At 72.7% G+C, this 24,219-nt stretch carries 20 protein-coding genes; 12 read left to right on the top strand and 8 right to left on the bottom strand.

Annotation, left to right across the window (positions count from 1 at the left end):
- Window positions 1-204 precede the first annotated feature (204 nt).
- From ABZZ04_RS09865 to ABZZ04_RS09840, 6 genes are all read left to right on the top strand, one after another.
- Complete coding sequence (locus ABZZ04_RS09865) at window positions 205-1,053, top strand: tryptophan 2,3-dioxygenase family protein (protein ID WP_356931669.1); 849 nt, start codon at window positions 205-207, stop codon at window positions 1,051-1,053.
- Window positions 1,046-2,338: a kynureninase gene (gene kynU / locus ABZZ04_RS09860; RefSeq protein ID WP_356931668.1), complete on the top strand. Its 1,293-nt coding sequence runs from the start codon at window positions 1,046-1,048 to the stop codon at window positions 2,336-2,338. Before ABZZ04_RS09865 ends, kynU begins: the two co-directional genes overlap by 8 nt.
- 229 nt (window positions 2,339-2,567) lie before the next feature.
- Window positions 2,568-3,509, top strand: a complete 942-nt coding sequence (locus ABZZ04_RS09855; RefSeq protein WP_356931667.1) for an alpha/beta hydrolase — start codon at window positions 2,568-2,570, stop codon at window positions 3,507-3,509.
- A gap of 214 nt (window positions 3,510-3,723) precedes the next feature.
- On the top strand, window positions 3,724-5,070 hold the full coding sequence (locus ABZZ04_RS09850) for a histidine kinase (RefSeq protein ID WP_356931774.1): 1,347 nt from the start codon (window positions 3,724-3,726) through the stop codon (window positions 5,068-5,070).
- Window positions 5,067-5,744 carry a response regulator transcription factor gene (locus ABZZ04_RS09845; protein WP_356931666.1) on the top strand — a complete coding sequence of 226 codons (678 nt, stop codon included), beginning with the start codon at window positions 5,067-5,069 and terminating at the stop codon, window positions 5,742-5,744. The genes ABZZ04_RS09850 and ABZZ04_RS09845 overlap by 4 nt, the downstream gene beginning before the upstream one ends.
- Before the next feature lie 225 nt (window positions 5,745-5,969).
- Entirely contained in the window at window positions 5,970-7,199 is a 1,230-nt protein-coding gene (locus ABZZ04_RS09840) for a cytochrome P450 (RefSeq protein ID WP_356931665.1), read from the top strand.
- 131 nt (window positions 7,200-7,330) lie between these two features.
- Here ABZZ04_RS09840 and ABZZ04_RS09835 read toward each other — a convergent pair whose 3' ends face one another.
- The 3 genes from ABZZ04_RS09835 to ABZZ04_RS09825 form a co-directional block, all read right to left on the bottom strand.
- Entirely contained in the window at window positions 7,331-7,618 is a 288-nt protein-coding gene (locus ABZZ04_RS09835) for a hypothetical protein (RefSeq protein ID WP_356931664.1), read from the bottom strand.
- A 206-nt stretch (window positions 7,619-7,824) separates the two neighbouring features.
- Window positions 7,825-9,459, bottom strand: coding sequence for an ABC transporter permease (locus ABZZ04_RS09830; RefSeq protein WP_356931663.1), 1,635 nt, complete (start codon window positions 9,457-9,459; stop codon window positions 7,825-7,827).
- Complete coding sequence (locus ABZZ04_RS09825; RefSeq protein ID WP_356931662.1) at window positions 9,456-10,379, bottom strand: ABC transporter ATP-binding protein; 924 nt, start codon at window positions 10,377-10,379, stop codon at window positions 9,456-9,458. Before ABZZ04_RS09825 ends, ABZZ04_RS09830 begins: the two co-directional genes overlap by 4 nt.
- Before the next feature lie 100 nt (window positions 10,380-10,479).
- On the opposite strand from ABZZ04_RS09825, the gene ABZZ04_RS09820 reads away from it, so the two are divergent.
- On the top strand, window positions 10,480-11,010 hold the full coding sequence (locus ABZZ04_RS09820; protein ID WP_356931661.1) for a MarR family transcriptional regulator: 531 nt from the start codon (window positions 10,480-10,482) through the stop codon (window positions 11,008-11,010).
- Window positions 11,011-11,332: 322 nt separating this feature from the next.
- On the opposite strand, the gene ABZZ04_RS09815 is transcribed toward ABZZ04_RS09820, so the two are convergent.
- Window positions 11,333-12,193: a diacylglycerol kinase gene (locus tag ABZZ04_RS09815; protein WP_356931660.1), complete on the bottom strand. Its 861-nt coding sequence runs from the start codon at window positions 12,191-12,193 to the stop codon at window positions 11,333-11,335.
- Window positions 12,194-12,379: 186 nt separating this feature from the next.
- Between ABZZ04_RS09815 and ABZZ04_RS09810 the strand changes: the two genes are divergently transcribed.
- The 3 genes from ABZZ04_RS09810 to ABZZ04_RS09800 all read left to right on the top strand — a co-directional run bounded on the left by ABZZ04_RS09810 (window position 12,380) and on the right by ABZZ04_RS09800 (window position 15,897).
- Window positions 12,380-13,663 (top strand): adenylosuccinate synthase, encoded by a 1,284-nt coding sequence (locus tag ABZZ04_RS09810; RefSeq protein WP_148840609.1) that lies wholly within the window; start codon window positions 12,380-12,382, stop codon window positions 13,661-13,663.
- A gap of 265 nt (window positions 13,664-13,928) precedes the next feature.
- Window positions 13,929-14,795, top strand: coding sequence for a glycoside hydrolase family 19 protein (locus ABZZ04_RS09805; RefSeq protein WP_356931659.1), 867 nt, complete (start codon window positions 13,929-13,931; stop codon window positions 14,793-14,795).
- Between the two features lie 211 nt (window positions 14,796-15,006).
- On the top strand, window positions 15,007-15,897 hold the full coding sequence (locus ABZZ04_RS09800) for a glycoside hydrolase family 19 protein (RefSeq protein ID WP_356931658.1): 891 nt from the start codon (window positions 15,007-15,009) through the stop codon (window positions 15,895-15,897).
- 118 nt (window positions 15,898-16,015) lie between these two features.
- Here ABZZ04_RS09800 and ABZZ04_RS09795 read toward each other — a convergent pair whose 3' ends face one another.
- Together ABZZ04_RS09795 and ABZZ04_RS09790 are read right to left on the bottom strand one after the other, a co-directional pair.
- Window positions 16,016-17,569, bottom strand: coding sequence for a helix-turn-helix domain-containing protein (locus tag ABZZ04_RS09795; protein WP_356931773.1), 1,554 nt, complete (start codon window positions 17,567-17,569; stop codon window positions 16,016-16,018).
- A gap of 293 nt (window positions 17,570-17,862) precedes the next feature.
- Window positions 17,863-19,839 carry a protein kinase gene (locus ABZZ04_RS09790; RefSeq protein ID WP_356931657.1) on the bottom strand — a complete coding sequence of 659 codons (1,977 nt, stop codon included), beginning with the start codon at window positions 19,837-19,839 and terminating at the stop codon, window positions 17,863-17,865.
- Window positions 19,840-20,035: 196 nt separating this feature from the next.
- On the opposite strand from ABZZ04_RS09790, the gene ABZZ04_RS09785 reads away from it, so the two are divergent.
- Window positions 20,036-21,322, top strand: coding sequence for a hypothetical protein (locus ABZZ04_RS09785; protein WP_356931656.1), 1,287 nt, complete (start codon window positions 20,036-20,038; stop codon window positions 21,320-21,322).
- A gap of 54 nt (window positions 21,323-21,376) precedes the next feature.
- Here ABZZ04_RS09785 and ABZZ04_RS09780 read toward each other — a convergent pair whose 3' ends face one another.
- Both ABZZ04_RS09780 and ABZZ04_RS09775 read right to left on the bottom strand, forming a co-directional pair.
- Window positions 21,377-21,931, bottom strand: coding sequence for a MarR family transcriptional regulator (locus ABZZ04_RS09780; protein ID WP_356931655.1), 555 nt, complete (start codon window positions 21,929-21,931; stop codon window positions 21,377-21,379).
- Entirely contained in the window at window positions 21,928-22,533 is a 606-nt protein-coding gene (locus tag ABZZ04_RS09775) for a DJ-1/PfpI family protein (protein WP_356931654.1), read from the bottom strand. The genes ABZZ04_RS09780 and ABZZ04_RS09775 overlap by 4 nt, the downstream gene beginning before the upstream one ends.
- A 242-nt stretch (window positions 22,534-22,775) precedes the next feature.
- Here ABZZ04_RS09775 and ABZZ04_RS09770 point away from each other — a divergent pair, with 242 nt between their 5' ends.
- On the top strand, window positions 22,776-24,140 hold the full coding sequence (locus ABZZ04_RS09770; RefSeq protein ID WP_356931653.1) for an aspartate aminotransferase family protein: 1,365 nt from the start codon (window positions 22,776-22,778) through the stop codon (window positions 24,138-24,140).
- Window positions 24,141-24,219: the final 79 nt, after the last annotated feature.

Genomic DNA, 24,219 nt, shown 5'->3' with positions numbered 1-24,219 from the left:
CCCGTACGGGGGCGTGATCGCCCCAGGACGTACCCGTACGCACCCGTATGGTCAGGACCCCGCGACGTGCCTCCCGGAAGGGACGCGTCCGCGGGGTCCGCGTGCTTTTCGGGCTCCGTTTAGTATGCGAGCAGGGGACCGGAGCTCCATCACCTCACGGAAGGGGCGGACCGCTACCCGGAAGCTTGTGTCGAGGAGACAGCGATGTCGACGATCCACCCCGACCCCGAAGCCACCGGTGCGCAGACCCCGCACCTCGACTTCGCGGGAACGACCCCGTACGAGGACTACGTCCAGGCGGACGTCCTGACCCACCTCCAGCACCCTCTCTCCGATGATCCGGGCGAGATGGTCTTCCTGGTCACCACCCAGGTCATGGAGCTGTGGTTCACCGTCATCGTCCACGAATGGGAAACCGCCGCGCACGCCCTGCGCGGCGACCGGCTGACCGTCGCGCGCGACGCGCTCAAGCGGTCGGTGCGCGAACTGGAGGCGCTCAACGCCTCCTGGAACCCGCTCTCCCAGCTCACCCCCGGACAGTTCAACTCCTACCGGTCCGCCCTCGGCGAGGGTTCCGGTTTCCAGTCGGCGATGTACCGGCGGATGGAGTTCCTGCTCGGCGACAAGTCCGCGTCCATGCTCGTGCCGCACCGGGGCGCGCCCCGCGTCCACGCCGAGCTGGAGAAGGCGCTCGCCGAGCCGGGGCTGTACGACGAGACGCTCGCCCTGCTCGCCCGGCGCGGCCACGCCGTGCCGCGGTCCGTCCTCGACCGGGACCTGACGCAGAAGTACGAGCCGTCCCCCGAGGTCGAGGCCGTCTGGGCGGAGATATACGCCGACCCCGACCGGTACGAGGACCTGGTCCGGCTCGGCGAGGCGCTCACCGACGTCGGCGAGCTGGTCTGGCGCTGGCGCAACGACCACCTCGTCGCCACCCGGCGCGCGATGGGCTCGAAGACCGGCACCGGCGGTTCCGCCGGGGTCGCCTGGCTGGAGAAGCGGGCCACGAAGAACGTCTTCCCCGAGCTGTGGACGGCGCGCAGCCATGTCTGAGACCTCCACGACCACGTCCGAGGGACTCGCGGCGCCGTCCAAGGCGTCCGCGACTCCGTCCGGTGCGTCCGCGACCTCGCCCGAGGGGCTCGTCGCGCGCGCCGCGGAGCTCGACGCCGCCGACCCGCTCGCGGAACGGCGGAAGCTGTTCGCCCTCGACGACACCGTCTACCTCGACGGCAACTCGCTCGGTGCGCTGCCCGCGCACGTGCCCGCCCGGATGCAGGAGGTCCTCACCCGCGAGTGGGGCGAGCTGCGCATCCGGTCCTGGGACGAGAGCGGCTGGTGGACCGCGCCGGAACGGATCGGCGACCGGATCGCCCCGCTGGTCGGGGCCGCCGCCGGACAGATCGTCGTCGGCGACTCCACCAGCGTGAACGTCTTCAAGGCAGTCGTCGCCGCGACCCGGCTGGCGCCGGAGGGGCGCGACGAGATCCTGGTCGACGCGACGACGTTCCCGACGGACGGGTACATCGCCGCGTCCGCGGCCCGGATGACCGGCCACCGGCTCGTCCAGGTCGACCCCGCCGAGGTGCCCGGCGCGCTGGGCCCCCGTACCGCGGCCGTGCTGCTCAACCACGTCGACTACCGCACCGGCAGGCTCCACGACCTGCCCGGACTCACCGCCGCCGTGCGCGGGGCGGGCGCCGTCGCGGTCTGGGACCTGTGCCACAGCGCGGGCGCCCTGCCCGTGGGCCTCGACGAGCATGGCGTGGACCTGGCGGTCGGCTGCACGTACAAGTACCTGAACGGCGGCCCGGGTTCGCCCGCCTACCTGTACGTCGCCGAACGCCACCAGGGGGTCTTCGACTCGCCCCTGCCGGGGTGGACGTCGCACGCCGACCCGTTCGGCATGACCCCCGGCTACGCCCCGGCGGACGGTGCCGTACGGGGCCGGGTCGGCACCCCCGACATCCTGTCCATGCTGGCGCTGGAGGCGTCGCTGGACGTGTGGGACGGGGTGTCGATCGACGAGGTGCGGGCCAAGTCCCTGGCGCTGACGGACTTCTTCCTGGAGTGCGTCGCCGCATACGTGCCGGAGGGCCGGGTCACCTCGGTCACCCCGGCCGCGCACGCCGAACGCGGCAGCCAGGTCGCCCTGCGCTGCGCGGAGGCGGAGCGGGTGATGGGCGAGCTCATCTCCCGGGGCGTCGTCGGCGACCTGCGCCGGCCGGACGTGCTGCGGTTCGGGTTCACGCCGCTGTACGTCGGGTTCGCGGACGTGGCGCGGGCGGCGCGGGTGCTGGGCGAGGTGCTGGACGGGGTACCGGCGGAGCAGGGCTGAGATCTCGGGGGCGGGGGCGGGGCCGGGACGGCTCCCGGCCCCGCCCCGTGCTTTTCCGCCATGGCTCCCGCGGCACTCCCGCAGCTCTTCCCGCCGTGGTCCCGGTGGTTCTCCCGTTGTGGCCGCCGCGGCTCCTGCCGCTGCGGCTCCTCGGTCGGGACGGGGGCCGGCCGTGCTGGTACCGTCCCCGCAGATCAGGCCAGTGCACAGGACGGACGGTTGGAGCACCATGTCGGATTCTGCCGTTCCTGCCCCTGTTGCTTCTGTCTCTGCTTCTTCCTCTTCCTCTGTTTCTGATTCCGCTGGTTCCGCCGCGCGCGACCGGGAGGCGGCCGAGATCGAGTCGGCCTTCTCGCATCCGCCCGTGGCCCCCGACGCCTCCGCCGCCTACGGGGACCACCCCGACCAGCTGATCGACTTCTACGCCCCGCGCGACGGCCGGGCCGGTGCGCCGGTCGTGGTCGTCCTGCACGGCGGGGCGTGGCGGGCGCCGTACGACCGGCAGCACGTGTCGCCGTTCGCGGACTTCCTGGCCCGGCGCGGGTTCGCCGTGGCCAGCGTCGAGTACCGGCGCGGCGGGACGCCGGGGCCGGGGACGGACGGCCCGGTCGCGGGCCGCTGGCCGGACACCTTCGACGACGTCGCCGCCGCGATGGACGCGCTGCCCGGACTGCTGGCCCGGGAACTCCCGGAGGCCGACGCCCGGCGGATCGTCCTCACCGGGCACTCCGCCGGAGGGCACCTGGCCCTGTGGGCCGCCGCCCGCCACGTACTGCCCGGGGACTCGCCGTGGCGGCTGCCCGAGCCGCCGCCGCTGCGGGGCGTCGTGGCCCTCGCGCCGATCGCCGACTTCGCCGCCGCCGTGCGGCTGGACGTGTGCTCGGGAGCGGTCGGCCAGCTCCTGGGCCGCGCGGAGGACCACGAGGATCGGGCGCCGCTCGCCGACCCGGCCGTGCTGCTGCCCACCGGCATCGCGACCACCGTGGTGCAGGGCACCGCCGACCTGGACGTGCCGCAGGCGGTCTCGGAGGCGTTCGTCGACGCGGCGGCGAGGGCGGGCGAGACGGTGGGGCTGACCCTGCTGTCCGGTGTCGGCCACTTCCCCCTCATCGACCCGGCGGCGGACGCGTGCGCGGTCGTGGCGGAGGAACTCGCACAGCTGGCCTGGTGAGCGGGGGAGCACCGGCGGGCGGCGCGGCAGGGCGGCGCGGTACGGAGGCATCGCTGCACGGCGTCGCGGCGGCGCGGAGGAGCGTGTAGTACTTGCGACGGACGGCGCGGAATCCGTATCACTGCTGACGACCGGGCCGGAGGCCGCCGCCTACCGTGGTGGCGTGACCGAGACCAAGAGCAGAAGCCCGGAGTACCGGATGGCCGCGGGGGCGATGAGCGGCCTCCGGCAGGCCCTTTTCCATGATGCGTTCGCCTACCGTCCGATGCCGCCGCTGCGGACCGACGGGCCGATGGTCCGGCTGCTGCCGAAGCGGATGCAGCCGCGTGCGGTGTGGGCACCGCACGCGGTGGTGCTGCTGACCGCGGTCATGGCCTTCCTGCTGGGGATCGCCGGGTCGGACCACCCCATCGAGGAGATGGTCTCGGTGGTTCCGGCCGTCTGCGTCGCGATGACGCTGGTCAGGCCGGTCGGCGCGTTCTGGATGTCGTTCCTGACGACCCCGGCGACCGCGATACTCGGCGACCAGGGATGGCCATGGGCGGCGAGCACCTTCTTCGGGCACCTGGTCGTGCTGATCGTCGTCGCGGCCAGGACCCGGCCGCGCACCGCCGCCTGGATGTGGGTCCTCACCGCGCTCCTCGGCACGTTCATGGACAACCTGGCCGGGCATTCCACGTCGAGCACCGTGGGCATGGCCGTGGTCTCCGCGTTCGCCCTGCTCGTGGTCGCCATGGTGCAGATCCGGCGCGACGCCGAACGCGAGGTGACCGTGCAGCGCACCGTGACCGCCGTCGAACGCGACCGGCGCACGCTGCTGGAGGAGCGCACCACCATCGCCCGCGAGCTGCACGACGTGGTCGCGCACCACATGTCGGTCGTCGCGATCCAGGCCGAGGCCGCCCCGTACCGGGTGGAGAACCCGCCGCCCGAGCTGGAGCAGGCGTTCGTCACGATCCGGGAGAACGCCGTCGCCGCCCTCACCGAGCTGCGCCGGGTCCTCGGTGTCGTACGGGCCGAGGACTACCAGGCGCCGGACGCCCCGCAGCCCACCCTCGCCCAGCTCGACGGACTCCTCGCCAATGTGCGCGAGGCGGGGCTGGAGACGGAGAAGACGGTGACCGGCGCGGTGCGGGAGATGCCGCAGGGCGTCGAGCTGTCGGCGTACCGGATCATCCAGGAGGCCCTCAGCAACACGCTGCGGCACGCGCCGGGCGCCACCGCAGGGGTGGAGATCAGCTATGTGCTGGGCGGGCTCGGCCTGCGGATCGTCAACGGGCCGCCGACCGGTCCGGTGAAGCCCTCGCCGGGCGCCGGACACGGCATCACGGGGATGCGGGAGCGGGTCGCGATGCTGGACGGCGTCATGACGGCCGAGGCCACGGACGAGGGCGGTTACGAGATCACCGCGTTCATCCCCGTGCAGCCCGCCGAACCCCGGGACCGGGACCGGGACCGGGAACAGGACGGGACGCGCGGGTCCGGGCACGGGTCCGGGAGGACGAAGCTCACGAAGGACCCGGAGCAGGCGGAGCGCACGGAGCAGGCGGAACGCACATGAGCACCCCCACCGCCCCGCCCATCCGGGTGCTGATCGTCGACGACCAGATGATGGTCCGCGAGGGCTTCTCGGTGCTGCTCAACGCCATGCCGGGCATCGAGGTCGTCGGTGAGGCCGTCGACGGCAGGCAGGCCATCGCGCAGGTCGCGGCCCTGCGCCCCGACGTGGTCCTGATGGACATCCGCATGCCGGAACTCAACGGCATCGAGGCCACCCGCGAGATCGTGGCCGCCGACGCGGACGCCAAGGTGCTGGTGCTGACCACCTTCGACCTTGACGAGTACGTGTACCAGGCGCTGCGCGCCGGGGCGTCCGGCTTCCTCCTCAAGGACGCCTCCGCCCGCCAGCTCGCCGACGGGGTACGGGTGGTGGCCGCCGGTGAGGCGCTGCTCGCCCCGACCGTCACCAAGCGGCTGATCAACGAGTTCTCGAAGATCGCGGAGAGCCCGCGCCCGCCCGCCCTCGCCCGGGTCGGCGACCTCACCGAACGCGAGACGGAGGTGCTGGTGCTCATCGCACAGGGCCGGTCCAACGCCGAGATCGCCTCGCACCTGGTGGTCGCCGAGTCCACCATCAAGACGCACGTCAGCCGCATCCTGGTGAAACTGGGCCTGCGCGACCGCACCCAGGCTGCCGTCTTCGCGTACGAGGCCCGCCTGGTCACTCCCTCCTGAACCGGAGAACCGGAGAACCGGAGAACCGGAGGGACGGAGGGACGGAGGGACGGAGGGACGCGGGCGAGTACGACCCGGCCCGGCAGGCATGGCCCGGCCCGGGTGGAAGCCGGCCGGGCGCAGGCAGGCCCGGCCCGGTCCGGACAGGTACGGCCCGGCCCGGGTGGGTGCCGGGCGGGTGCGGGCGGGTGGTCGGCAGGGGCCGGGGCCGGTTAGCGTCCGACCATGCACCCGTCCTCCCCTTCTGCGGCCGATGCCCGCTTCGACCCCTGGTCCCCGGCCTTCGTCGCCGACCCGTACCCCGCCTACGCCGCTCTGCGGTCCGCCGGCCGGGTGCACCGTTTCGAGCCGACCGACCAGTGGCTCGTCCCGCACCACGCCGACGTGTCCGCGCTGCTGCGCGACCGTCGGCTGGGCCGCACGTACCTGCACCGCTTCACCCACGAGGAGTTCGGCCGCACCCCGCCGCCCGCCGAGCACGAGCCGTTCCACACCCTCAACGGGCAGGGGCTCCTCGACCTGGAGGCCCCCGACCACACCCGCATCCGGCGGCTGGTCTCCAAGGCGTTCACCCCGCGCACGGTCGAGCAGCTCGTCCCGACCGTGCGGCGGCTGGCCGCCGAACTGGTCGACTCCTTCGTCGAGGCGGGCGGCGGCGACCTGCTCACGGCCGTCGCCGAACCGCTGCCCGTGGCCGTCATCGCCGAGATGCTCGGCATCCCGGAGTCCGGCCGGGCCCCGCTGCGGCCCTGGTCCGCGGCGATCTGCGGGATGTTCGAACTGAACCCGTCCGACGAGACCGCGCGGGCCGCCGTCCGCGCCTCGCTCGACTTCTCCGCTTACCTGCGCGAACTGATCGAGGAGCGGCGCAAGAACCCCGGTACGGACCTGATCTCCGCGCTCATCGCCGCCCACGACGAGGGGGAGCGGCTGAGCGAGCAGGAGATGATCTCCACCTGCGTGCTCCTGCTGAACGCCGGTCACGAGGCGACCGTCAACACCACGGTGAACGGCTGGTGGACGCTGCTGCGCCACCCCGAGCAGCTGGCCGCCCTGCGCGCCGACCACGGGCTGCTGCCGACGGCGATCGAGGAGCTGATGCGGTACGACACCCCTCTGCAGATGTTCGAGCGCTGGGTCCTCGACGACATCGAGATCGACGGCACGGTCATTCCGCGCGGCTCGGAGGTCGCCCTGCTCTTCGGCTCCGCGAACCGGGACCCGGCCCGCTTCACCGACCCGGACACCCTCGACCTGGCCCGGCAGGACAACCCGCACATCACCTTCGGCGCGGGCATCCACTTCTGTCTGGGAGCCCCGCTGGCCCGCGTCGAACTCGCCGCCTCCTTCGGCGAACTGCTGCGCCGCGCCCCGGACATGCGGCTGGTGGCCGAACCGGAGTGGAACCCGGGTTACGTGATCAGGGGCCCGAAGGAACTCCGCGTGGAGCTGTGACGGGGCGGGGGAGGAGGGCTAGGGGCCGGGGACGGGGGAGGAAGGGCCGGGAAACCCCGCCCCGGCTCATGGCTCCGTCCCTCGTCCTCCCCGTCTCCCCGTGCCCTCCGTGCCTTCCCGCGCCCTCCGGCTCAGCACCCCGGGCCGCAGCTCAGGGGCGGGCCCTCCAGCACGTCGAAAGCGACCCCGAAACCGGCGAGTGCGGCAAGGACCGCCGCCGCCCCTAGCGCCTGCCGCCACTTGCGCCGGGCAAGGGCGAAGAGGGTGATCCCGGCCGCGACGCCACCGAACGTCATGACCGGGAGCCCGAACCAGAGCACGTTCCACTCCGACGTGCCCTCGAAGCCGCCGAAGATGCCGTGCCGTCCGTAGGGGGCCCAGGCGAGCATCCCGGCCGCCCCGCCCGCAGCGGCGGCCATGCACCCCACGGCCCCACGGATGGCTTCGTTCCGGTTCTCCGCGCGGCTTTGGCTCTCCATGAAGGAGGGGACGCGATCGATTCGCAGGAAGGTTCCCGTCCCCGCCTCGTCCGGAGCCCCACCCCGCCTCGTCCGGAGCCCCACCCCGCCACCTCGCAGCCTCGCAGCCCTGCCCAGAGCCCCGTCCGGAGCCCCGCCGCCCCGCCTCAGCTCAGCACGTCGCGCCGTCTCAGCGCGCCCAGGCCCGCCCCGGTCAGCACCACCGCGACGGCGGTGAGCGCGAACACCGGGCCCCACTCCATTCCCGTGCCCCCCGGCAGCTTGGGCAGGTGCGTGAACGGCGACACGTTCATCACCGCCTGCGGGACGTCGATGGCCGGGCCGAGCCACCCCAGCGCCAGGCAGATCCCGGCCACGCCCCAGGCCGCCGCTGCCGCCTTCGGGAGCACCCCGTACAGCAGGACCGTCACCCCGCCCAGCAGCCAGATCGCCGGGAGCTGGACCAGCGCCGCGCCCAGCACGGCCGGGAGGTCGTGTCCGTAACCGGCGGCCAGGCCGAGACCGCCGACCACCATGAGCAGGGCCGCGCCGCCGAACGCGATGACCAGATGACCGGCCGCCCACCCGATCCGGCCCACCCCGGCCGCCAGCACCGGTTCGGCGCGGCCGGTGGTCTCCTCGCCGTGCGGTCTCAGCGCCGACGCGACGATGTACAGCGCCGCGACCATCCCCAGCATCGAGACCATCGCGGCGAGGAACGCGTCGGTCAGACCGGCCTGGCCGCCCATCCGCTCGAAGATCTCCCTCGTCTTCTCGTTGTCCCCGACGAGATCGGCCGCCCCGCCGGTCAGCCCGCCGAAGACGGCCCCGACCGCGGCGAAGGACAGCGTCCACCCGATCAGCGCACCGCGCTGGAGCCGCAGCGCGAGGCCGAACGCCGTGGAGATCCGGCCCTCCGCGGGCCCCGGCCGGGTCGCCAGGAAGCTCATGCCGACATCCCGCCGCCCGGTCAGGGCGTACGCGACGGCGGCCTGGACCACGATCGCCGTCGCGACGACGAGCAGCACCCACCAGCGCTCGTCGGCGTAGGCGCGCACGTTCTCCGCCCAGCCGATGGGGGAGAGCCAGGTCAGCACGGACGAACCGTCGTCCGTCGCCGAGTCGCCCGCTGCCTTCAGTACGAACGCGGCACCGATCACCGCGGCCGTGAGCCCCTTCGCGAGCCGCGCGCTCTCGGTGAACTGCGCGGTGATCGCGGCGGTGCAGGCGAACAGCGCCCCGACCCCGGCGACCGCCAGGGCCAGCGCCACCGCCCCCGCGCCCCCCGCACCGGACCCGGCCATGCCCGCCACGATCACCAGCGCCAGCGCCGCGTCGGCGATCACCGCGGCGAGGAGCGCGGCGGTCAGCGGGGCGAGGCGCCCCACCATCGCGGAGGAGAGCATCTCCTGGCGGCCGGTCTCCTCTTCCTCCCGGGTGTGCCGGACGACGACGATCAGATTCATCACGGCCGCCAGCGCGGCGCCGAAGGCGACCATCCGCCAGCTGACGAGCCCGCCGACGGAGTCGTCGAAGACCGGCCCGTACATCGCCCGGAGCGAGCTGTTGCCGTTCATCGACGCGGCGAGCTCGGCACGTCGGCCGGCGGTGTCGTACAGCGAGGCGAGGGACTTCCCGACGGACGAGAAGGAGCCGCCGAGCACGAGCACCCAGATCGGCATGATGATCCGGTCGCGGCGCAGGGCGAGCCGCAGCAGCGTCCCCGTGCCGGCGAGCCGCCCGCTCCCGGGCCGGGTCCGGTGCCGGGCGTCGGCCGGGGACGTCATGGTCACGGCAGTCATCGCGCCGTCACCCCCGCACCCTCGTCGCCGCGGGCCGGGTCCGCCGAGTAGTGACGCAGGAACAGCTCCTCCAGCGTCGGCGGGGTGCTGGTCAGCGTCCGCACCCCCGACGCGGAGAGCGATCCGAGGACGGCGTCCAGCTTGTCCGTGTCGACCTGGAGCGTGACCCGCAGGCCCTGGACGTCGAGGTCGTGGACACCGGGCAGCTGCGCGAGCCCGTTCGGCGGGCCGGCCAGCTCGGCGCTGATGTTCGTGCGCGTCAGGTGGCGCATGTCCGCCAGCGAACCCGTCTCCACCGTCCGCCCCTGCCGGATGATGCTCACCCGGTCGCAGAGCGACTCGACCTCGCTGAGGATGTGGCTGGAGAGCAGGACCGTCCGCCCGCGCGCCCGCTCCTCGGCGACGCAGTCCTGGAAGACCTCCTCCATCAGCGGATCGAGACCGCTGGTCGGCTCGTCCAGGATCAGCAGGTCCACGTCGGAGGCGAACGCGGCGACGAGGGCGACCTTCTGACGGTTCCCCTTGGAGTACGTCCGGCCCTTCTTGGTCGGGTCCAGCTCGAACCGGTCGACGAGGTCGGCGCGCCGGGTCCGGTCGAGACCGCCGCGCAGCCGCCCGTACAGGTCGATGACCTCGCCCCCGGAGAGATTGCGCCACAGCGTGACGTCACCCGGGACGTACGCCACTCTCCGGTGCAGCTCGACCGCGTCGGCCCACGGGTCGCGGCCGAGGAGCTGGGCAGCGCCCGAGTCCGCCCGCAGCAGGCCCAGCAGCACCCGGATGGTGGTGGACTTCCCCGACCCGTTGGGCCCGAGGAAGCCATGGACCTCGCCGGTCTCGACCGCGAGGTCGAGACCGTCCAGCGCGTGTGTCCGACCGAACGACTTGTGCAGTCCGGCCACCGTGATTGCCTTCGTCATGTTTTGAACGTACGCTACTTTCATAAATTTGTGAAGTTAAGGAAGCGTATAAAGTTGGGGGCGCGGCGGAGGCCGGGGAAACAGGGGAGACGATCGGACGATGACCAGCGAGACCGAGCAGGACGTGCGCTCCGGGCGTGACGCGGAGGCCGTGTCGCGGTTCGTGGAGCGGTTCGCGTCCGAGATGACCGAGGCCGGGATGCAGCGGATGGCGGCCCGGGTGTTCGCCGCGCTCCTCGCGGACGACGACGGTTCCATGACCTCCGCCGAGCTCGCCATGGCACTGCAGATCAGCCCGGCGGCCGTGTCCGGCGCGATCAGCTACCTCACGCAGGTCAGCATGGTCGGCCGGGAGCGCGATCCGGGCTCGCGCCGCGACCGCTACCGAGTGCACGACGAGGTCTGGTACACCACCTTCGCCAGCCGCGACCAGGTGCTGACCCGTTGGGAGAACGCGCTCAGGGAAGGAGTCCGTACCCTGGGCGAGGACACCCCGGCCGGTGCCCGCCTCGCCGAGACGGTGGCGTTCTTCGAGTTCCTGCAGGCGGAGCTGAGCGGGATGATGGACCGCTGGCGCGAGCACCGCAAGACGCTCGACCTCCCGGCCCGCGACAGCCTCCCCCAGGCCTGACACCGACACCGACACCGGCACCGGCACCGGCACCGGGCCCGAAGCCCTGACACCGGGCCCGATCCCGAAGCCGGCCCCCGACGTCCGATCCCGAAGCCTGCCCCCGAGGCCCGGCCCCGAGCCCGGAACCCGAAGCCCTGACACCGGGCCCGATCCCGAAGCCCGGCCCCGGGTGCGCGGACGAAGTCAGGGGTCGGGGCCGCCCGAACGGCCGCACCGGTCGCCCCGCGCCCGATTCCGCTCCAATGGCCGAAGCGGGAACGGGACCGGGCGGGAACGGGGCCGGGCCGAAGCGGGGACGGGACCGGGGCGGCCGGAGGGGCTACCCCTCGCTCGCGGGCGGCAGCATCAGCCCCCAGGCCCCCGCCCGTACCGTCCAGGTCCTCGTCCGGACCGGGCCTCCCAGCTGTATGTCCGCCCGGTAGCGGAAGTCCGCGCCCGAGACCGTGACCGCCTTCGCCTCCGCCGTCACCGGGGCGGTGGCCGGGGGACGGACCACCACCTCGGCGAGGCCGCCCCCGCAGCCCCGCGAGGTCACGGTCACCGATTCGACCGGATGGTCCAGGTCGTTCAGCAGCACCCCGTCGGCCTCGACCCGCAGCCGGTGCGTGGGCGTCGGCCCGGCGGGCGTCGGCGGGGTGGGGCGAACCAGGGTGCGGACCAGGGAGCGGCAGGTGTCCCAGACCGCCGTGGCCCCCGTCCGGGCCGCCGCCGCGCCCGGCAGCGCGCCCAGGGCCGGGATGTGCAGCGCGCCCAGGACCACGCCGTCGCTGTCGTCGACCAGCAGGTCGAGCCTGCGTGCGGCACCGTCCAGCGCGGTGCGCGCCGCCGCCACCGCGCCCCGGGGCACACCGAGCGAATGGGCGAGTTCCAGCGCGGCCGCGGCGCCGACCGGGATCAGCGCGAGGGCGTTCTCGGCCGGCTCCCGCTCCCGGTGCAGCTGGATCACCGCCCGCCGCAGCGCCCGGTCGTCGCCGACCACCACCGGCCGCCGACTGCCCCGGCGGGCCAGGGCCCGGGCGAATTCCTCGGGCCCGTCCGGCAGGCAGATCTTGGCGTGCGAACCGGCGCTCAGCACGTCCTTCGCGATACGGACGGATTCGCCGTCGGTCCGGCGGGCGACCGGGTCGATGACCACCAGCAGCTGGTGTGCACCGTCGCCGGGGGGCTGGGCAGCCGACACCTCGGTCCTTCCTCGGGTAGCATCTTGGTGCAAGAGCCCCTTGCGCTATTGCGCCAGGGGCTTCGTCTATTCCGGGGCACCCGGTTCGACGGTTCAGGCCTTGTCGTACATCGTCGTACGGCATGTACGACGTTTACGTACGCCCCCTGACCTTGGACATGCCCCGCCCGGAAGGGGTGTACGCCTGTGCCCGCACTTGTGCTGCTCGGTGCTCAGTGGGGTGACGAGGGCAAGGGAAAGGCCACCGACCTCCTCGGTGGATCCGTGGACTATGTGGTGCGCTACCAGGGCGGCAACAACGCCGGTCACACGGTGGTCGTCGGAGACCAGAAGTACGCACTGCATCTCCTCCCCTCCGGAATCCTTTCGCCGGGGTGTACCCCGGTCATCGGAAACGGTGTCGTCGTCGACCCGGCCGTCCTGCTCTCCGAGCTGAGTGGGCTGAACGAGCGTGGCGTGGACACGTCCAAGCTGCTGATCAGCGGTAACGCCCATTTGATCACCCCGTACAACGTCACCGTCGACAAGGTGACGGAACGGTTCCTCGGGAAGCGCAAGATCGGCACGACCGGTCGCGGCATCGGCCCGACGTACGCCGACAAGATCAACCGCGTGGGCATCCGCGTCCAGGACCTCTACGACGAGTCGATCCTGGCGCAGAAGGTCGAGGCGGCCCTGGAGCAGAAGAACCAGCTCCTCGCCAAGGTCTTCAACCGCCGGGCGATCGAGGCCGACAAGATCGTCGAGGAGATGCTCCAGTACGCGGAGCAGATCAAGCCGTACGTCGCCGACACGACGCTCGTCCTGAACAACGCCATCGACGAGGGCAAGGTCGTCCTCTTCGAGGGCGGACAGGGCACGCTGCTCGACGTGGACCACGGCACGTACCCCTTCGTCACCTCCTCGAACCCGACCGCGGGCGGTGCCTGCACCGGTGCCGGTGTGGGTCCGACGAAGATCACCCGGGTCATCGGCATCCTCAAGGCGTACACCACCCGCGTCGGCGCCGGTCCGTTCCCGACGGAGCTGTTCGACGAGGACGGCGAGGCGCTGCGCCGGATCGGCGGCGAGCGCGGTGTCACCACCGGCCGCGACCGCCGCTGCGGCTGGTTCGACGCGGTGATCGCGCGGTACGCGACCCGGGTCAACGGTCTCACCGACTTCTTCCTCACCAAGCTGGACGTGCTGACCGGCTGGGAGCAGATCCCGGTGTGCGTCGCGTACGAGATCGACGGCAAGCGCGTCGAGGAACTCCCGTACAGCCAGACCGACTTCCACCACGCGAAGCCGGTCTACGAGATGCTGCCGGGCTGGTCCGAGGACATCACGAAGGCCAAGACCTTCGGTGACCTGCCGAAGAACGCGCAGGCGTACGTGAAGGCGCTGGAGGACATGTCCGGCGCCCCGATCTCCGCGATCGGCGTCGGCCCCGGCCGCACCGAGACCATCGAGATCAACTCCTTCATCTAGGGGACGGACTCCCCGGGGGACGGACTTCTCCGGGGGTACGGAACCGAACGTGGGGTGGGCCGGGACGCGCAGTCCCGGCCCACCCCACGTCTCGTTCGTAACCGGGGAGACCGTGGCCGGGGAGCTTCCGTCCGTTGGTCCATACCTTGACAGGTCCAGACCAATGCGGCTTGAGTGGCGGGACGTTCCGACGGCCCGCTGAGGTGTTCGGCGTGCCCTTCCGAAGGAGTGAGCAGCGCTGAAACGCATCAAGGGCCTTCTGTCCGTGCTGGGTGCCGTCCTCGCGACGGCCGTGTTCCTCCCCGCCCCCGCCGCGTCCGCCGCGACCCCGGCCCCGGCCGCCTCCGGGGCCATCCGGTGCGCGCCCCTCTGGAACCCCTCCACGGCCTACTCGGCGGGCGGCACCGTCTCGCACCACGGCCGCAACTGGACGGCCAGGTGGTGGACCCTGAACGAGAATCCGGGCGCCACGGGCGCCTGGGACGACCGGGGCGCCTGCACGGGCGGGGTCTCCGACTTCGTCGTCGGCGAGGCGCAGTTCGACGAGATCTTCCCGGACCGCGACCCCTTCTACACGTACCAGGGCCTGATCGACGCCCTGAACGCCTACCCGGGCTTCGCGAACACCGGAACGCCGGCCACGCGGGCCCGGGAGGCGGCGGCCTTCCTGACCCACGCCGACTTCGAGTCGGTCGGGCTGCGGTACGTGAAGGAGATCAACGAGGCCAACTACTGGCGCAAGTGCGACTACGGCAGGCCGTACGGCTGCCCGGCCGGGCGGACCGCGTACTACGGGCGCGGCCCGATCATGTTCAGCTGGAACTTCAACTACAAGACCGCCGGTGACGCCCTCGGCCTCGACCTCCTCCACAACCCCTGGCTGGTCGAGCAGGATCCGTCCGTCGCCTGGCGGACGGCGCTCTGGTACTGGAACACCCAGAACGGCCCCGGCACGATGACCTCGCACGAGGCGATGGTCGGCGGTGCGGGCTTCGGCGAGACGATCCGTTCGCTCAACGGCGCCCTGGAGTGCGACGGCGGCAATCCCGAATCGGTCGCGGCCCGGGTCGCCAAGTACGAGCGGATCACCGGCGTCCTCGGTGTGGCGCCGGGTTCCCGGCTGGGCTGCTGACCTGCTGACTCTTCCTCAGCAGGCGGTGTTGAAAGGGGAGTTCGCGAACCCGTCCCGTCGCCCGGGGTGCGGCGTGCGGCGGTTTCGGAAGAATATTCGGGGCTGGTCTAGACCTTGACAGGTCCAGACCATCGACGCTTGAGTGACGGTCAACCACCCCCCATGGCGGCGCACCGCCCAGCCCGGTGCGCCGCACCGAAGGAGTGATCACATGGTCAGGCGTGTCATGGGTCTGCTGGCCGCGCTCGGTGCGCTCGTCGCGATGCTCGTCGTCCTTCCCGCCTCCACCGCCGCCGCGGCGGAGTGCGCGGCCCCCTGGAACTCCTCGTCCGTCTACACGGGCGGCAAGTCGGCCTCCCACAACGGCCACAACTGGACCGCCAAGTGGTGGACCCAGAACGAGACCCCCGGCAGCTCCGACGTCTGGGCGGACCAGGGCAGTTGCGGTGGCGGCGGTACGGACCCGGGCGAGCCGAACCCGTCCGGCTTCGTCGTCAGCGAGGCCCAGTTCAACCAGATGTTCCCGAACCGGAATTCCTTCTACACGTACCAGGGCCTGACCGATGCCCTGAGCGCCTACCCGGGCTTCGCGAACACCGGCAGCGACACCGTCAAGCGCCAGGAGGCGGCGGCGTTCCTCGCCAACGTCAGCCACGAGACGGGCGGCCTGGTGTACGTGGTCGAGCAGAACACCTCCAACTACCCGCACTACTGCGACAGCAGCCAGCCGTACGGCTGCCCGGCCGGTCAGGCCGCGTACTACGGGCGCGGTCCGATCCAGCTCAGCTGGAACTTCAACTACAAGGCCGCCGGTGACGCGCTCGGCATCGACCTGCTGGGCAACCCGTACCTGGTCGAGCAGAACGCCTCGATCGCCTGGCAGACCGGCCTCTGGTACTGGAACACGCAGAACGGCCCCGGCACCATGACGGCCCACCAGGCCATGGTGAACGGCGCCGGCTTCGGCGAGACCATCCGCTCGATCAACGGCACCCTGGAGTGCAACGGCGGCAACCCTGCCCAGGTCCAGAGCCGCATCGACCGCTACAAGGCGTTCACTGCCATCCTCGGCACCACCCCCGGCTCCAACCTGAGCTGCTGACCGGCCCCTGCCGGACTCGGCCGATCCCGCCGATCCCGCCCGAGCCGCTGACCCGGCTGACCGCACCGGCCGTCCCGACGCACGTCGTCGGGGCGGCCGGTGCGGTCAGCCGGGCCGTTCACCCGGCCGTTCCGGCCTCCTCCGCCAGGTCCAGGGCGCGGAAGGCCAGCCACAGGTCGTAGCGGGCGCTCGGTGCCTGGAGCAGGGAGCGCCCGAGCGCCGATTCGAGCCGGGTGAGCCGCTTGCGGACCCCCGGTACGGAGATGCCCAGCGCGTCCGCGGTCGCGGCCGTCCGGGCCTCGCACTCCAGCCAGGTGCGGAGCGTCTCGCGCGGATCGGCGGTGCCCTTGGAACCGTCGGGACCGGTCAGCGGACGCAGCTGCCGGTCCGCCCATTCCCGCATGGCCGTGGTGCGCAGGATGTCGTCCAGGCGATGGGGCGCCGGGGATTCCGGCTCGTCGGCGGAGGCCGCCGGGGGAGCGGTGGGAGTGGCGTGGACGCGCAGGGCCAGGTCGAGGGCGGCCTGGTCGCCGACCCGGTTCAGATCGAGTCCGAGCAGTTCGCCGATCAGCCGGAGCCGGGCGGCCAGGGTGTTGCGGTGGATCTTCAGGTGCTGGGTCGCGTGCGAGGAGAACGCGAGCCAGGAGGCGAGGGTCGCCGCGAGTTCCTGGCTGCCCGGGTCGTGGCTGCGCCGCGGTACGTGGGTGAGCAACGGGTTCAGCAGGGCCTTCGCCCAACGGGCCCCGGCCTCCCCGACGACCAGGGCGGGCTCCTGCGCCGAGCCGAAGCGGGCGTGCCGGGCGGGCAGCCCGCGGGCCACGGCCAGTGCGTGGAACGCCTGCCGGTACCCGGTCGCGGTGTCGGACAGCGGTACGTCCTCGCTGGCCCCGACCACGCACTCGGCCACCGCGTCGGCGATCCGGGTGCCCAGCCACTGTTCGGCCCCGGCCCCCTTCCCGCCCGTGCCATCGCCCGTGCCCGTGCCACCGTCCGCGCCGGTGCCATCGCCCGTGCCCGCGTCCGCGTCCGCCGGTACGACGAGGATCACGTGGCGCGAATACACCGGGCACCGCACGATCCAGGACCGGCCGCCGGACAGCCTCGTGCAGATCCGCATCACCTCGTCCCGGCCGCCGACCGGGCACTCCACGACGTACACCCGGACGGGATCGGGCAACGTGGGCCTCAACGCCCCCGCCACCTGGTGCGCGATGGACAGTTGACCGGTCATCAGCAGGTGCAGCACCGCCTCCCGGCCCCGGGACTCCGCGAGGTCGACACGCCGCCGTCTGCGTTCCACCGACTCCGCCGCCCAGCACATGGTCAGCGGCATCGCCACATCGGCGAGCAGGATGAGGAGCCCTTCGGGCAACGGGCGCGGCGCGACCACGACCAGGGTCGGGGCGGCGGAGTCCGGCGGCCCGTCCAGCGGGAACAGCAGCACGGCGTGCGCTCCCCGGTCGAACGAGAAGGAGTGCGCGTCGAGCCCCGTCACCTCCCGCACGCACTCGCCCGCCAGCGCGGCGGCCTCGGCGCCCATGCCGTCCGTGCCCCGGACCACGCCGTGCAGGACGGTGCCGTCGCCGTCGAGCAGCCCGGCCCAGCCCGCGGCCCGGCCGGACACCCAGCGCAGGAGTTCCCGGGACCCGCCCGACCGGGCCAGCCGGTACATCCGCAGTACGTCCTCGGCCCGTTCCCGCGCGCGCACGCATCCTCCGCTTCCACCGAAAAACCGGAGTGCAGAGTACCGGTTTGACTGTGCGGGTTGTTACCCGAGACGGCTCACGCAGTGCGAAGTGAAGCTTTTGGGCTTCCGGGGCAGCGCCTAGAGTCTCGAACACGGTTGCGGAAGCCCCTGGGGGAGAGCGTTACGGGGGCATGGGGGGCGACGGCGGCAGCTCACGGGGGTGGCTGTTGCCGTCGTCCGCAACCGTCGTCCTGCCGCTGTGCCGAGCGGAGGTGCGGTCAGCCGTCCTTCGTGTACGTGAGCTTCTCGCCGCTCTCGGTGTTCTCGCGGCGCAGGGTGCCGTCCGGGAGCAGGGTGAGTGTGGTGGCCTTGCCCGCGGTGCAGGACGTCATGGGTTCGCCCACGGTGACCGTGGAGGGGCCGACCTCGACGGGGCCGCCCGGAGCCGGCTCGGAGACCAACTCGGCCTGGAAGACGCAGTGGTAGGAGTCGCCGGTGTCGAGCGGGCCGTCCGCGGTGAGGCTGAGGACGGTGTCGCCGACCTCGCCCTGCTGGATGACGAGCTTGCGGGTGGAGCGTCCCGTGGCGTTGTCGATCGAGCTCGACCAGGAGCCGAGGTAGCCGGACGGGATGGGACCGTCGCCGTTCTCCACGTCGCCGGTGGGGGTGGGGACCGCGGTGGACGGACCGTCGGAGCCGGGGGAGCGCGACGAGGTGCCGGTGGGGGACGGAGAACCGGTGGGGGACGCCTTGGTCCCCTTCCCCTTGTCGTTCATGAGGGCGTAGACGGAACCGCCCGCGCCTATGGCGACCAGCACGGCGACGAGGATGAGGGCCACGGTCGAGCCCCGGCCCCGGCGTTCCGGTTCGGGAGCGGTCTGCGGGGCGGTGGCGGGGTGCTGCGGACCGAACGGGGGCGTCCCGTTCGGGGGCACGGCGCCGAAACCATACTGCTGCTGAGGCGGCGAGGACTGCGGGTAGCCGTACCCGGGGCCCGACTGCTGGGGCTGCGGATGGCCGTACGCGGGGCCGAAGCCCTGGCCCGGGTGCGGCTGGGCGGGCTGCTGCGGGTAGCCGTACGCGGGGGAGTGGGCCGGTGCGGGCGAGGCGGGGGGCGGGGCCGGGACCCCGGGCGCCGTGGGAAACGCGTGAACCGGGCGGTCCGCGGGAGACGCGGGAGAAGCAGGAGGGACGGGGGCGGTGGACGGTGTCGGGGGCGCGGCTGCCGCAGTGGCGGCAGCGGCGGCGGCCGGGGGCGCCTTGTCCAGTACGGGCCCGGGTCCGGGCGTGCCCTCGGGGTCCGCGGGGTCCTCGGGCTCCGCGGGGTCCTCGTAGTCCAGCAACCCGACGGCGTGGCGCCCGAGTTGGGCGATGAGTGCGCCGGGGAGCCAGGGTTCGGCGGTGTCGCCGTCGGCCAGGCGGTCCAGGATCGCGTCCGTCGTGGGACGGGCGGCCGGGTCCTTGTGCAGGCAGTCCCTGATCAGCTCGACGAGGTCCACGGGAACGCCGGTCAGGTCCGGGTCCTCCTGCGCGATCCGGAACATCTGGGCGTGCGCGCCGCTGTCGGAGGCGCCGAAGGGGAGCCGGCCGGTCGAGGCGTACGCCAGTACCGAGCCGAGACAGAAGATGTCGCACGCCGGGGTGACCCGTTCGCCCCGCACCTGCTCGGGCGCCATGAAACCGGGTGAGCCGATCAGGGCCCCGGTGCGGGTGACGCCGCCGTCGGTGACGGTGTGCAGGGCCCTGGCTATGCCGAAGTCGATGACGCGCGGCCCGTCGATCGTCAGCAGGACGTTGGAGGGCTTGAGGTCCCGGTGGACGATCCCGGCGGCGTGGATGTCCTGGAGGGCGTGCGCGAGGCCCGCGCCCAGGATGTGGACCGAGCGCTCGGGCAGGGGGCCGTACGCGTCGGACGGGATGCCCGGTGCGGGGCGGGACCGGCCGGTGACGGTGGCGTGGAGGGACGGCCCGGCGACGTAACCGGTCGCGACCCAGGGCACGTCCGCCTCCGTGTCCGCGTCCAGCACGGGGGCGGTCCAGGCGGAGCCGACCTGGCGGGCGGCCCGCACCTCGTGGCGGAACCGGTCGCGGAACTCCTGCCGGGCGGCCAGCTCGGGGCGGACGAGCTTCACCGCGACCGTGCGGCCGTTCGCCGACCTGGCGAGGAACACCTGCCCCATGCCGCCTTCGCCGAGCCGGGCGAGCAGTCGGTACGCACCGATGGCGCGCGGATCCTGTGGCGTCAGGCTCTGCATGGCGCTGGACGTCCTTCCCCCGGGGTCGAGCTGGTCTGAGCGGATGCCTGGCATGGCTCGCTCGATCATAGGGACCCACGCACGGCGCGGGCGGGACGGTTGCGGAGCGCGACTCCGTCCCGAAGCGTGTCCGGGACAGGTCCGGGACAACTTCCGCTGTTCTGGACCGAGTTGTTCCGCCCTATGGTCCGTCGACATGGACACCACACGGAGAACGATTCTGCGGGGGATGGCGGCGGCTCCGGTCGTCGCGGCGACGAGCGGGCTGCTGGTGCCGGGAGAGGCGGCGGCAGTGTCGGACGGGGTGACGGCGACGCCTGCCGAGCGCCCGATGGGCCTCACGTACGACGCGGCGCACTCCGCGCTGCTGGAGGAGTCGATCAGGGGGCTCCACGACAAGGAGAAGCTGGGCCGGATCGACGTGGCCGGCGTGCTGAGGGGGAAGCCGCAGCACGAGGGGCGGAACGGGGTTCTCCCTGGCTTGTGGCCCCGGTCGACGAGACGGCCCGACCGGGCGTTCCGGTGGAGCGGGAACGACAGGATCGCCAAGAGCCCGGAGTGGTGGCCCCAGGGCATCTCCACCGTCTATGACGCCACCGAGCAGCGGGGCCGGGACATCCTGCTGGTCTCCTGGTACCACGGGGTGGAGGACCACTCGGCGAACCGCGGCGGTCGCATAGCGATTATCGACCTGAGGGGGCGCACGCCGAAGTACTGGTACGCCCTGCTGGTGCTGCCGACCCGGAAGGCGGGCGGCCACAGCTTCGAGCCGCTGTACGGCCTGCACGCCGGGGGCCTGGCCTGGTACGGGACCAAGCTGTACGTCACCGAGAGCCGCACGGGTGCGCTCTACGTGTTCGACACCGCCGACATGTTCCCGATCAAGGGGGATGGGGCGAATCTCTGCGGCAAGGGCCCCGGAGGGGTCTTCCACGCGTTCGGGGCGCCGTACGCGATGCCGCTCAGGCGCGTCTACCGGGTGGACGCGCAGGGGCGGAAGCGGCTCAAGTTCTCCCAGGTATCGGTCGACCGGGACCCGGACCGCCCGTACCGGTCGCTCGTCGTGAACGAGTGGGAACCCGGCAAGGACCACGCGATCGTGGCCCGCTGGGACATCGGCCACAACAGCCCGTACCCGCGCATGGAGCCGGGCGCGGCGAGCGCGGTCTCGTCGGCCGTGTACCGCGTCGAGCGCGGGTCGAATCCGAAGAAGTCGGGGCTGCCGCAGGGGTACGGGATGCAGGGGGCGGTGAGTATCAGGGGCAGGCTCTACCTGTCGGTCAGCAGGGGGGAGCGGAACGGGTACTACAGCGGTGTGCGGCTCGATTCCAGGGGGGTCGGCACGGCGCGGAAGCTGTGGGAGCTGCCGAGGACGCCCGAGGACCTGAGCTACCAGGGGATCACCCGGAACACCGGACGGGTGTGGGGTCTCACCGAGGGCAGGGGGCAGCGCTTCGTGTTCGGGATGAGGGTGTCCCGGTAGCCCCGGTAGCCCCGGTAGCCCCGGTAGCCCCGGTAGCCCCGGTGGCCCCGGCGGTCACCCGGTCAGCCTCGGGTCTTTGGGCGGGGCGGCCTGCGGTTCGGCGAGGGTCTCCATGGCGGCGGACAGCCGTTCCAGGACCCGTACGGTCTCCGCGAACCGTTCCTCGCCCAGCTCGGCGGCGAGCCGGGCGGCGAGGTCGGCGTGGCCGGGGTCGATGCGCCGGACCGCGGCCCGCCCCTCGTCGGTGGGGCGCAGCAGCTTGGCGCGGCGGTGGGCGGGGTTGGGCACGTACTCGGCGAGGCCCTTGCCGACCAGCAGATCGGCGACGCGCTGCACGCTCTGCCGGGTGATGCCCATGGCGCGGGCGATCCCGGAGACGGGCAGGGGCTCGCGGAGCACGGCCCCGAGGACCTGCCACCAGGAGGCGGTGAGCCCGGCGGGCCCGGCCAACTGCTCGGAGACCGTGAGGAACTGGCCGTTCAGCCGGAAGACGCCGAGCGCGGTACGGCTCAGCAGCTCCTGGGCCGAGGGGACCCGGGGCGAGGACTCCCGCTCCGCCGGCTCCGGGCCCCGGTCCGTCGCTTCCCGGTCCACTGATTCCCGGCTCATGAGGCGGCGTTCAGGGTCTCGTAGGCGGTCGCGTCCGAGTCGTGGAACAGCCGGTACCAGGCGTCGAGCTTCTCGCCCCCGTACACGCCGAGCCGGGCGAGGACCTCGCGGGCGAACGCGACGGGCTCGGTCGGGCCGGCCGTGATGAGGTCGCCGTCGGTCACCGCGTCCGTCTCGACGTACCGCTCGCCCCCCTCGTACCCCGTGGCCGCGAGGTAGAAGGAGACCGCGCTCGTGTGCGCGCGGTCGTCGAGCAGTCCCTCGCGGGCCAGGCCCGCCGTCGCGCCGCAGATCGCGGCGACCGGCACCCCGGCGTCCAGGAAGCCGCGCGCCGTACGGGCGAAGGGGGCGAGCGAGTCGCCGGAGTCCCAGAGGCCGGCGCCGGGAAGCACCAGGAGCGCGCTGTCCCCGGGGCGCAGGTCCGCGAGCGCGAGATCGGGCAGGACGCGCATCCCGCCCATGGTGGTGACGGGATCGGTGGTGGGGCCGACCGTCCGCACGGTGAAGCCCGCCCGGGCGAGATGGGCGGTGGTGTGCCCCGTCTCCCAGTCGGCAAGGGTGTCGTACACGGCCAGGTGCACGGACCCGCGGGTGTCGTTCATGACGCCTCCTCCGGTGGACGCCCCGGCGGCACGGACCAGGTGCCGGCCGTCGTGAGCTGATGACAGCATGCTGTCAATTCGGCAGTGTGCTGTCAACCAATCGAGCGGTGCGGGGGAGGGCGCACGGGCGGGGTGCCCCTCGGAGTGCCGCCGGACCCCCGACACCCTGCCGACCCGGAAGGCCCCCACGTCATACAAGGTGGCCATGTCCGGCCGCTCCCCGCGCGACCTACGCTCGCCGCATGACCCCTCATGCCCCTCATGTCGACCCCGCCGCCGGCGCGGCCGTGAAGGCCGCCGACCGTGCGCACGTGTTCCACTCCTGGTCCGCCCAGGGCCTGATCGACCCGCTCGCCGTCGCCGGCGCCGAGGGGTCGTACTTCTGGGACTACGACGGCAACCGCTACCTGGACTTCACCAGCGGCCTCGTCTACACCAACATCGGCTACCAGCACCCCACCGTCGTCGCCGCGATCCAGGAGCAGGCGGGCAAGCTCGCCACCTTCGCCCCCGCGTTCGCGATCGAGGCACGGTCCGAGGCCGCCCGCCTCATCGCCGAGCGCACCCCCGGCGACCTGGACAAGATCTTCTTCACCAACGGCGGTGCCGAGGCCGTCGAGAACGCCGTCCGCATGGCCCGGCTGCACACCGGCCGCACGAAGGTGCTCTCCGCCTACCGCTCCTACCACGGCGCCACCTCCACCGCGATCAACCTGACCGGCGACCCGCGCCGCTGGCCGTCCGACAACGGCTCGGCGGGCGTCGTCCGCTTCTGGGCGCCGTTCCTCTACCGCTCGCCGTTCCACGCCCGGACCGAGGAGGAGGAGTGCGCCCGCGCGCTCCAGCACCTGGAGGACACCCTCGCCTTCGAGGGCGTCGCCAACGTCGCCGCGATCATCCTGGAGACCATCCCCGGCACGGCGGGCATCATGACGCCGCCGCCCGGCTACCTCGCGGGCGTGCGCGAGATCTGCGACCGGTACGGCATCGTCTTCATCCTCGACGAGGTGATGGCCGGATTCGGCCGTACCGGCAAGTGGTTCGCCGCCGACCACTTCGACGTGGTGCCGGACCTGATGACCTTCGCCAAGGGCGTCAACTCCGGTTACGTGCCGCTCGGCGGCGTCGCGATCTCGGCCGAGATCGCCGCGACGTTCGACACCCGCCCCTACCCGGGCGGACTGACCTACTCCGGCCACCCGCTGGCCTGCGCGGCGGCCGTCGCCACCATCCACGTGATGGAGGACGAGAAGGTCATCGAGAACGCCGCCCGCATCGGCGAGACGGTTCTCGGCCCCGGCCTGCGCGAACTCGCCGAGAACCACCCGTCGGTCGGCGAGGTGCGCGGCCTCGGCGCGTTCTGGGCGCTGGACCTGGTGCGCAACAAGGAGACCCGCGAACCGCTCGTCCCGTACAACGCCTCGGGCGAGGCCAACGCGCCGATGGCGGCCTTCGGCGCGGCGGCGAAGAAGAACGGCCTGTGGCCCTTCGTCAACATGAACCGCACGCACGCGGTTCCGGCCTGCAACATCACCGAGGCCGAGGCCAGGGAAGGGCTCGCGGCCCTCGACGCGGCGCTCTCGGTGGCCGACGAGCACACGGTGTGACCGGGGTGCGCGCGGCCCGGTAGCACGGCGCCCCTCCCCGCGTGGCGCGGCGCCCCTCCCACGCCCGGATCCCCTGCCC

It is taken from the genome of Streptomyces sp. NPDC006435 (assembly GCF_040612315.1).
In the GTDB taxonomy this organism is placed as follows: Bacteria; Actinomycetota; Actinomycetes; order Streptomycetales; family Streptomycetaceae; genus Streptomyces.
The sequence above is the reverse complement of the archived record's forward strand: the minus strand, read 5'-3'. Positions and strand labels throughout refer to the sequence as shown.

Excerpts from the sequence above, each read along its gene's own strand:
- ABZZ04_RS09865 (WP_356931669.1), top strand. The coding sequence starts at position 205 with ATGTCGACGATCCACCCCGACCCCGAAGCCACCGGTGCGCAGACCCCG.
- kynU (WP_356931668.1), top strand. The coding sequence starts at position 1,046 with ATGTCTGAGACCTCCACGACCACGTCCGAGGGACTCGCGGCGCCGTCC.
- ABZZ04_RS09855 (WP_356931667.1), top strand. The coding sequence starts at position 2,568 with ATGTCGGATTCTGCCGTTCCTGCCCCTGTTGCTTCTGTCTCTGCTTCT.
- ABZZ04_RS09850 (WP_356931774.1), top strand. The coding sequence starts at position 3,724 with ATGAGCGGCCTCCGGCAGGCCCTTTTCCATGATGCGTTCGCCTACCGT.
- ABZZ04_RS09845 (WP_356931666.1), top strand. The coding sequence starts at position 5,067 with ATGAGCACCCCCACCGCCCCGCCCATCCGGGTGCTGATCGTCGACGAC.
- ABZZ04_RS09840 (WP_356931665.1), top strand. The coding sequence starts at position 5,970 with ATGCACCCGTCCTCCCCTTCTGCGGCCGATGCCCGCTTCGACCCCTGG.
- ABZZ04_RS09835 (WP_356931664.1), bottom strand. The coding sequence starts at position 7,618 with ATGGCCGCCGCTGCGGGCGGGGCGGCCGGGATGCTCGCCTGGGCCCCC.
- ABZZ04_RS09830 (WP_356931663.1), bottom strand. The coding sequence starts at position 9,459 with ATGACTGCCGTGACCATGACGTCCCCGGCCGACGCCCGGCACCGGACC.
- ABZZ04_RS09825 (WP_356931662.1), bottom strand. The coding sequence starts at position 10,379 with ATGACGAAGGCAATCACGGTGGCCGGACTGCACAAGTCGTTCGGTCGG.
- ABZZ04_RS09820 (WP_356931661.1), top strand. The coding sequence starts at position 10,480 with ATGACCAGCGAGACCGAGCAGGACGTGCGCTCCGGGCGTGACGCGGAG.
- ABZZ04_RS09800 (WP_356931658.1), top strand. The coding sequence starts at position 15,007 with ATGGTCAGGCGTGTCATGGGTCTGCTGGCCGCGCTCGGTGCGCTCGTC.
- ABZZ04_RS09795 (WP_356931773.1), bottom strand. The coding sequence starts at position 17,569 with ATGTACCGGCTGGCCCGGTCGGGCGGGTCCCGGGAACTCCTGCGCTGG.
- ABZZ04_RS09790 (WP_356931657.1), bottom strand. The coding sequence starts at position 19,839 with ATGCAGAGCCTGACGCCACAGGATCCGCGCGCCATCGGTGCGTACCGA.
- ABZZ04_RS09785 (WP_356931656.1), top strand. The coding sequence starts at position 20,036 with ATGGACACCACACGGAGAACGATTCTGCGGGGGATGGCGGCGGCTCCG.
- ABZZ04_RS09780 (WP_356931655.1), bottom strand. The coding sequence starts at position 21,931 with ATGAGCCGGGAATCAGTGGACCGGGAAGCGACGGACCGGGGCCCGGAG.
- ABZZ04_RS09775 (WP_356931654.1), bottom strand. The coding sequence starts at position 22,533 with ATGAACGACACCCGCGGGTCCGTGCACCTGGCCGTGTACGACACCCTT.
- ABZZ04_RS09770 (WP_356931653.1), top strand. The coding sequence starts at position 22,776 with ATGACCCCTCATGCCCCTCATGTCGACCCCGCCGCCGGCGCGGCCGTG.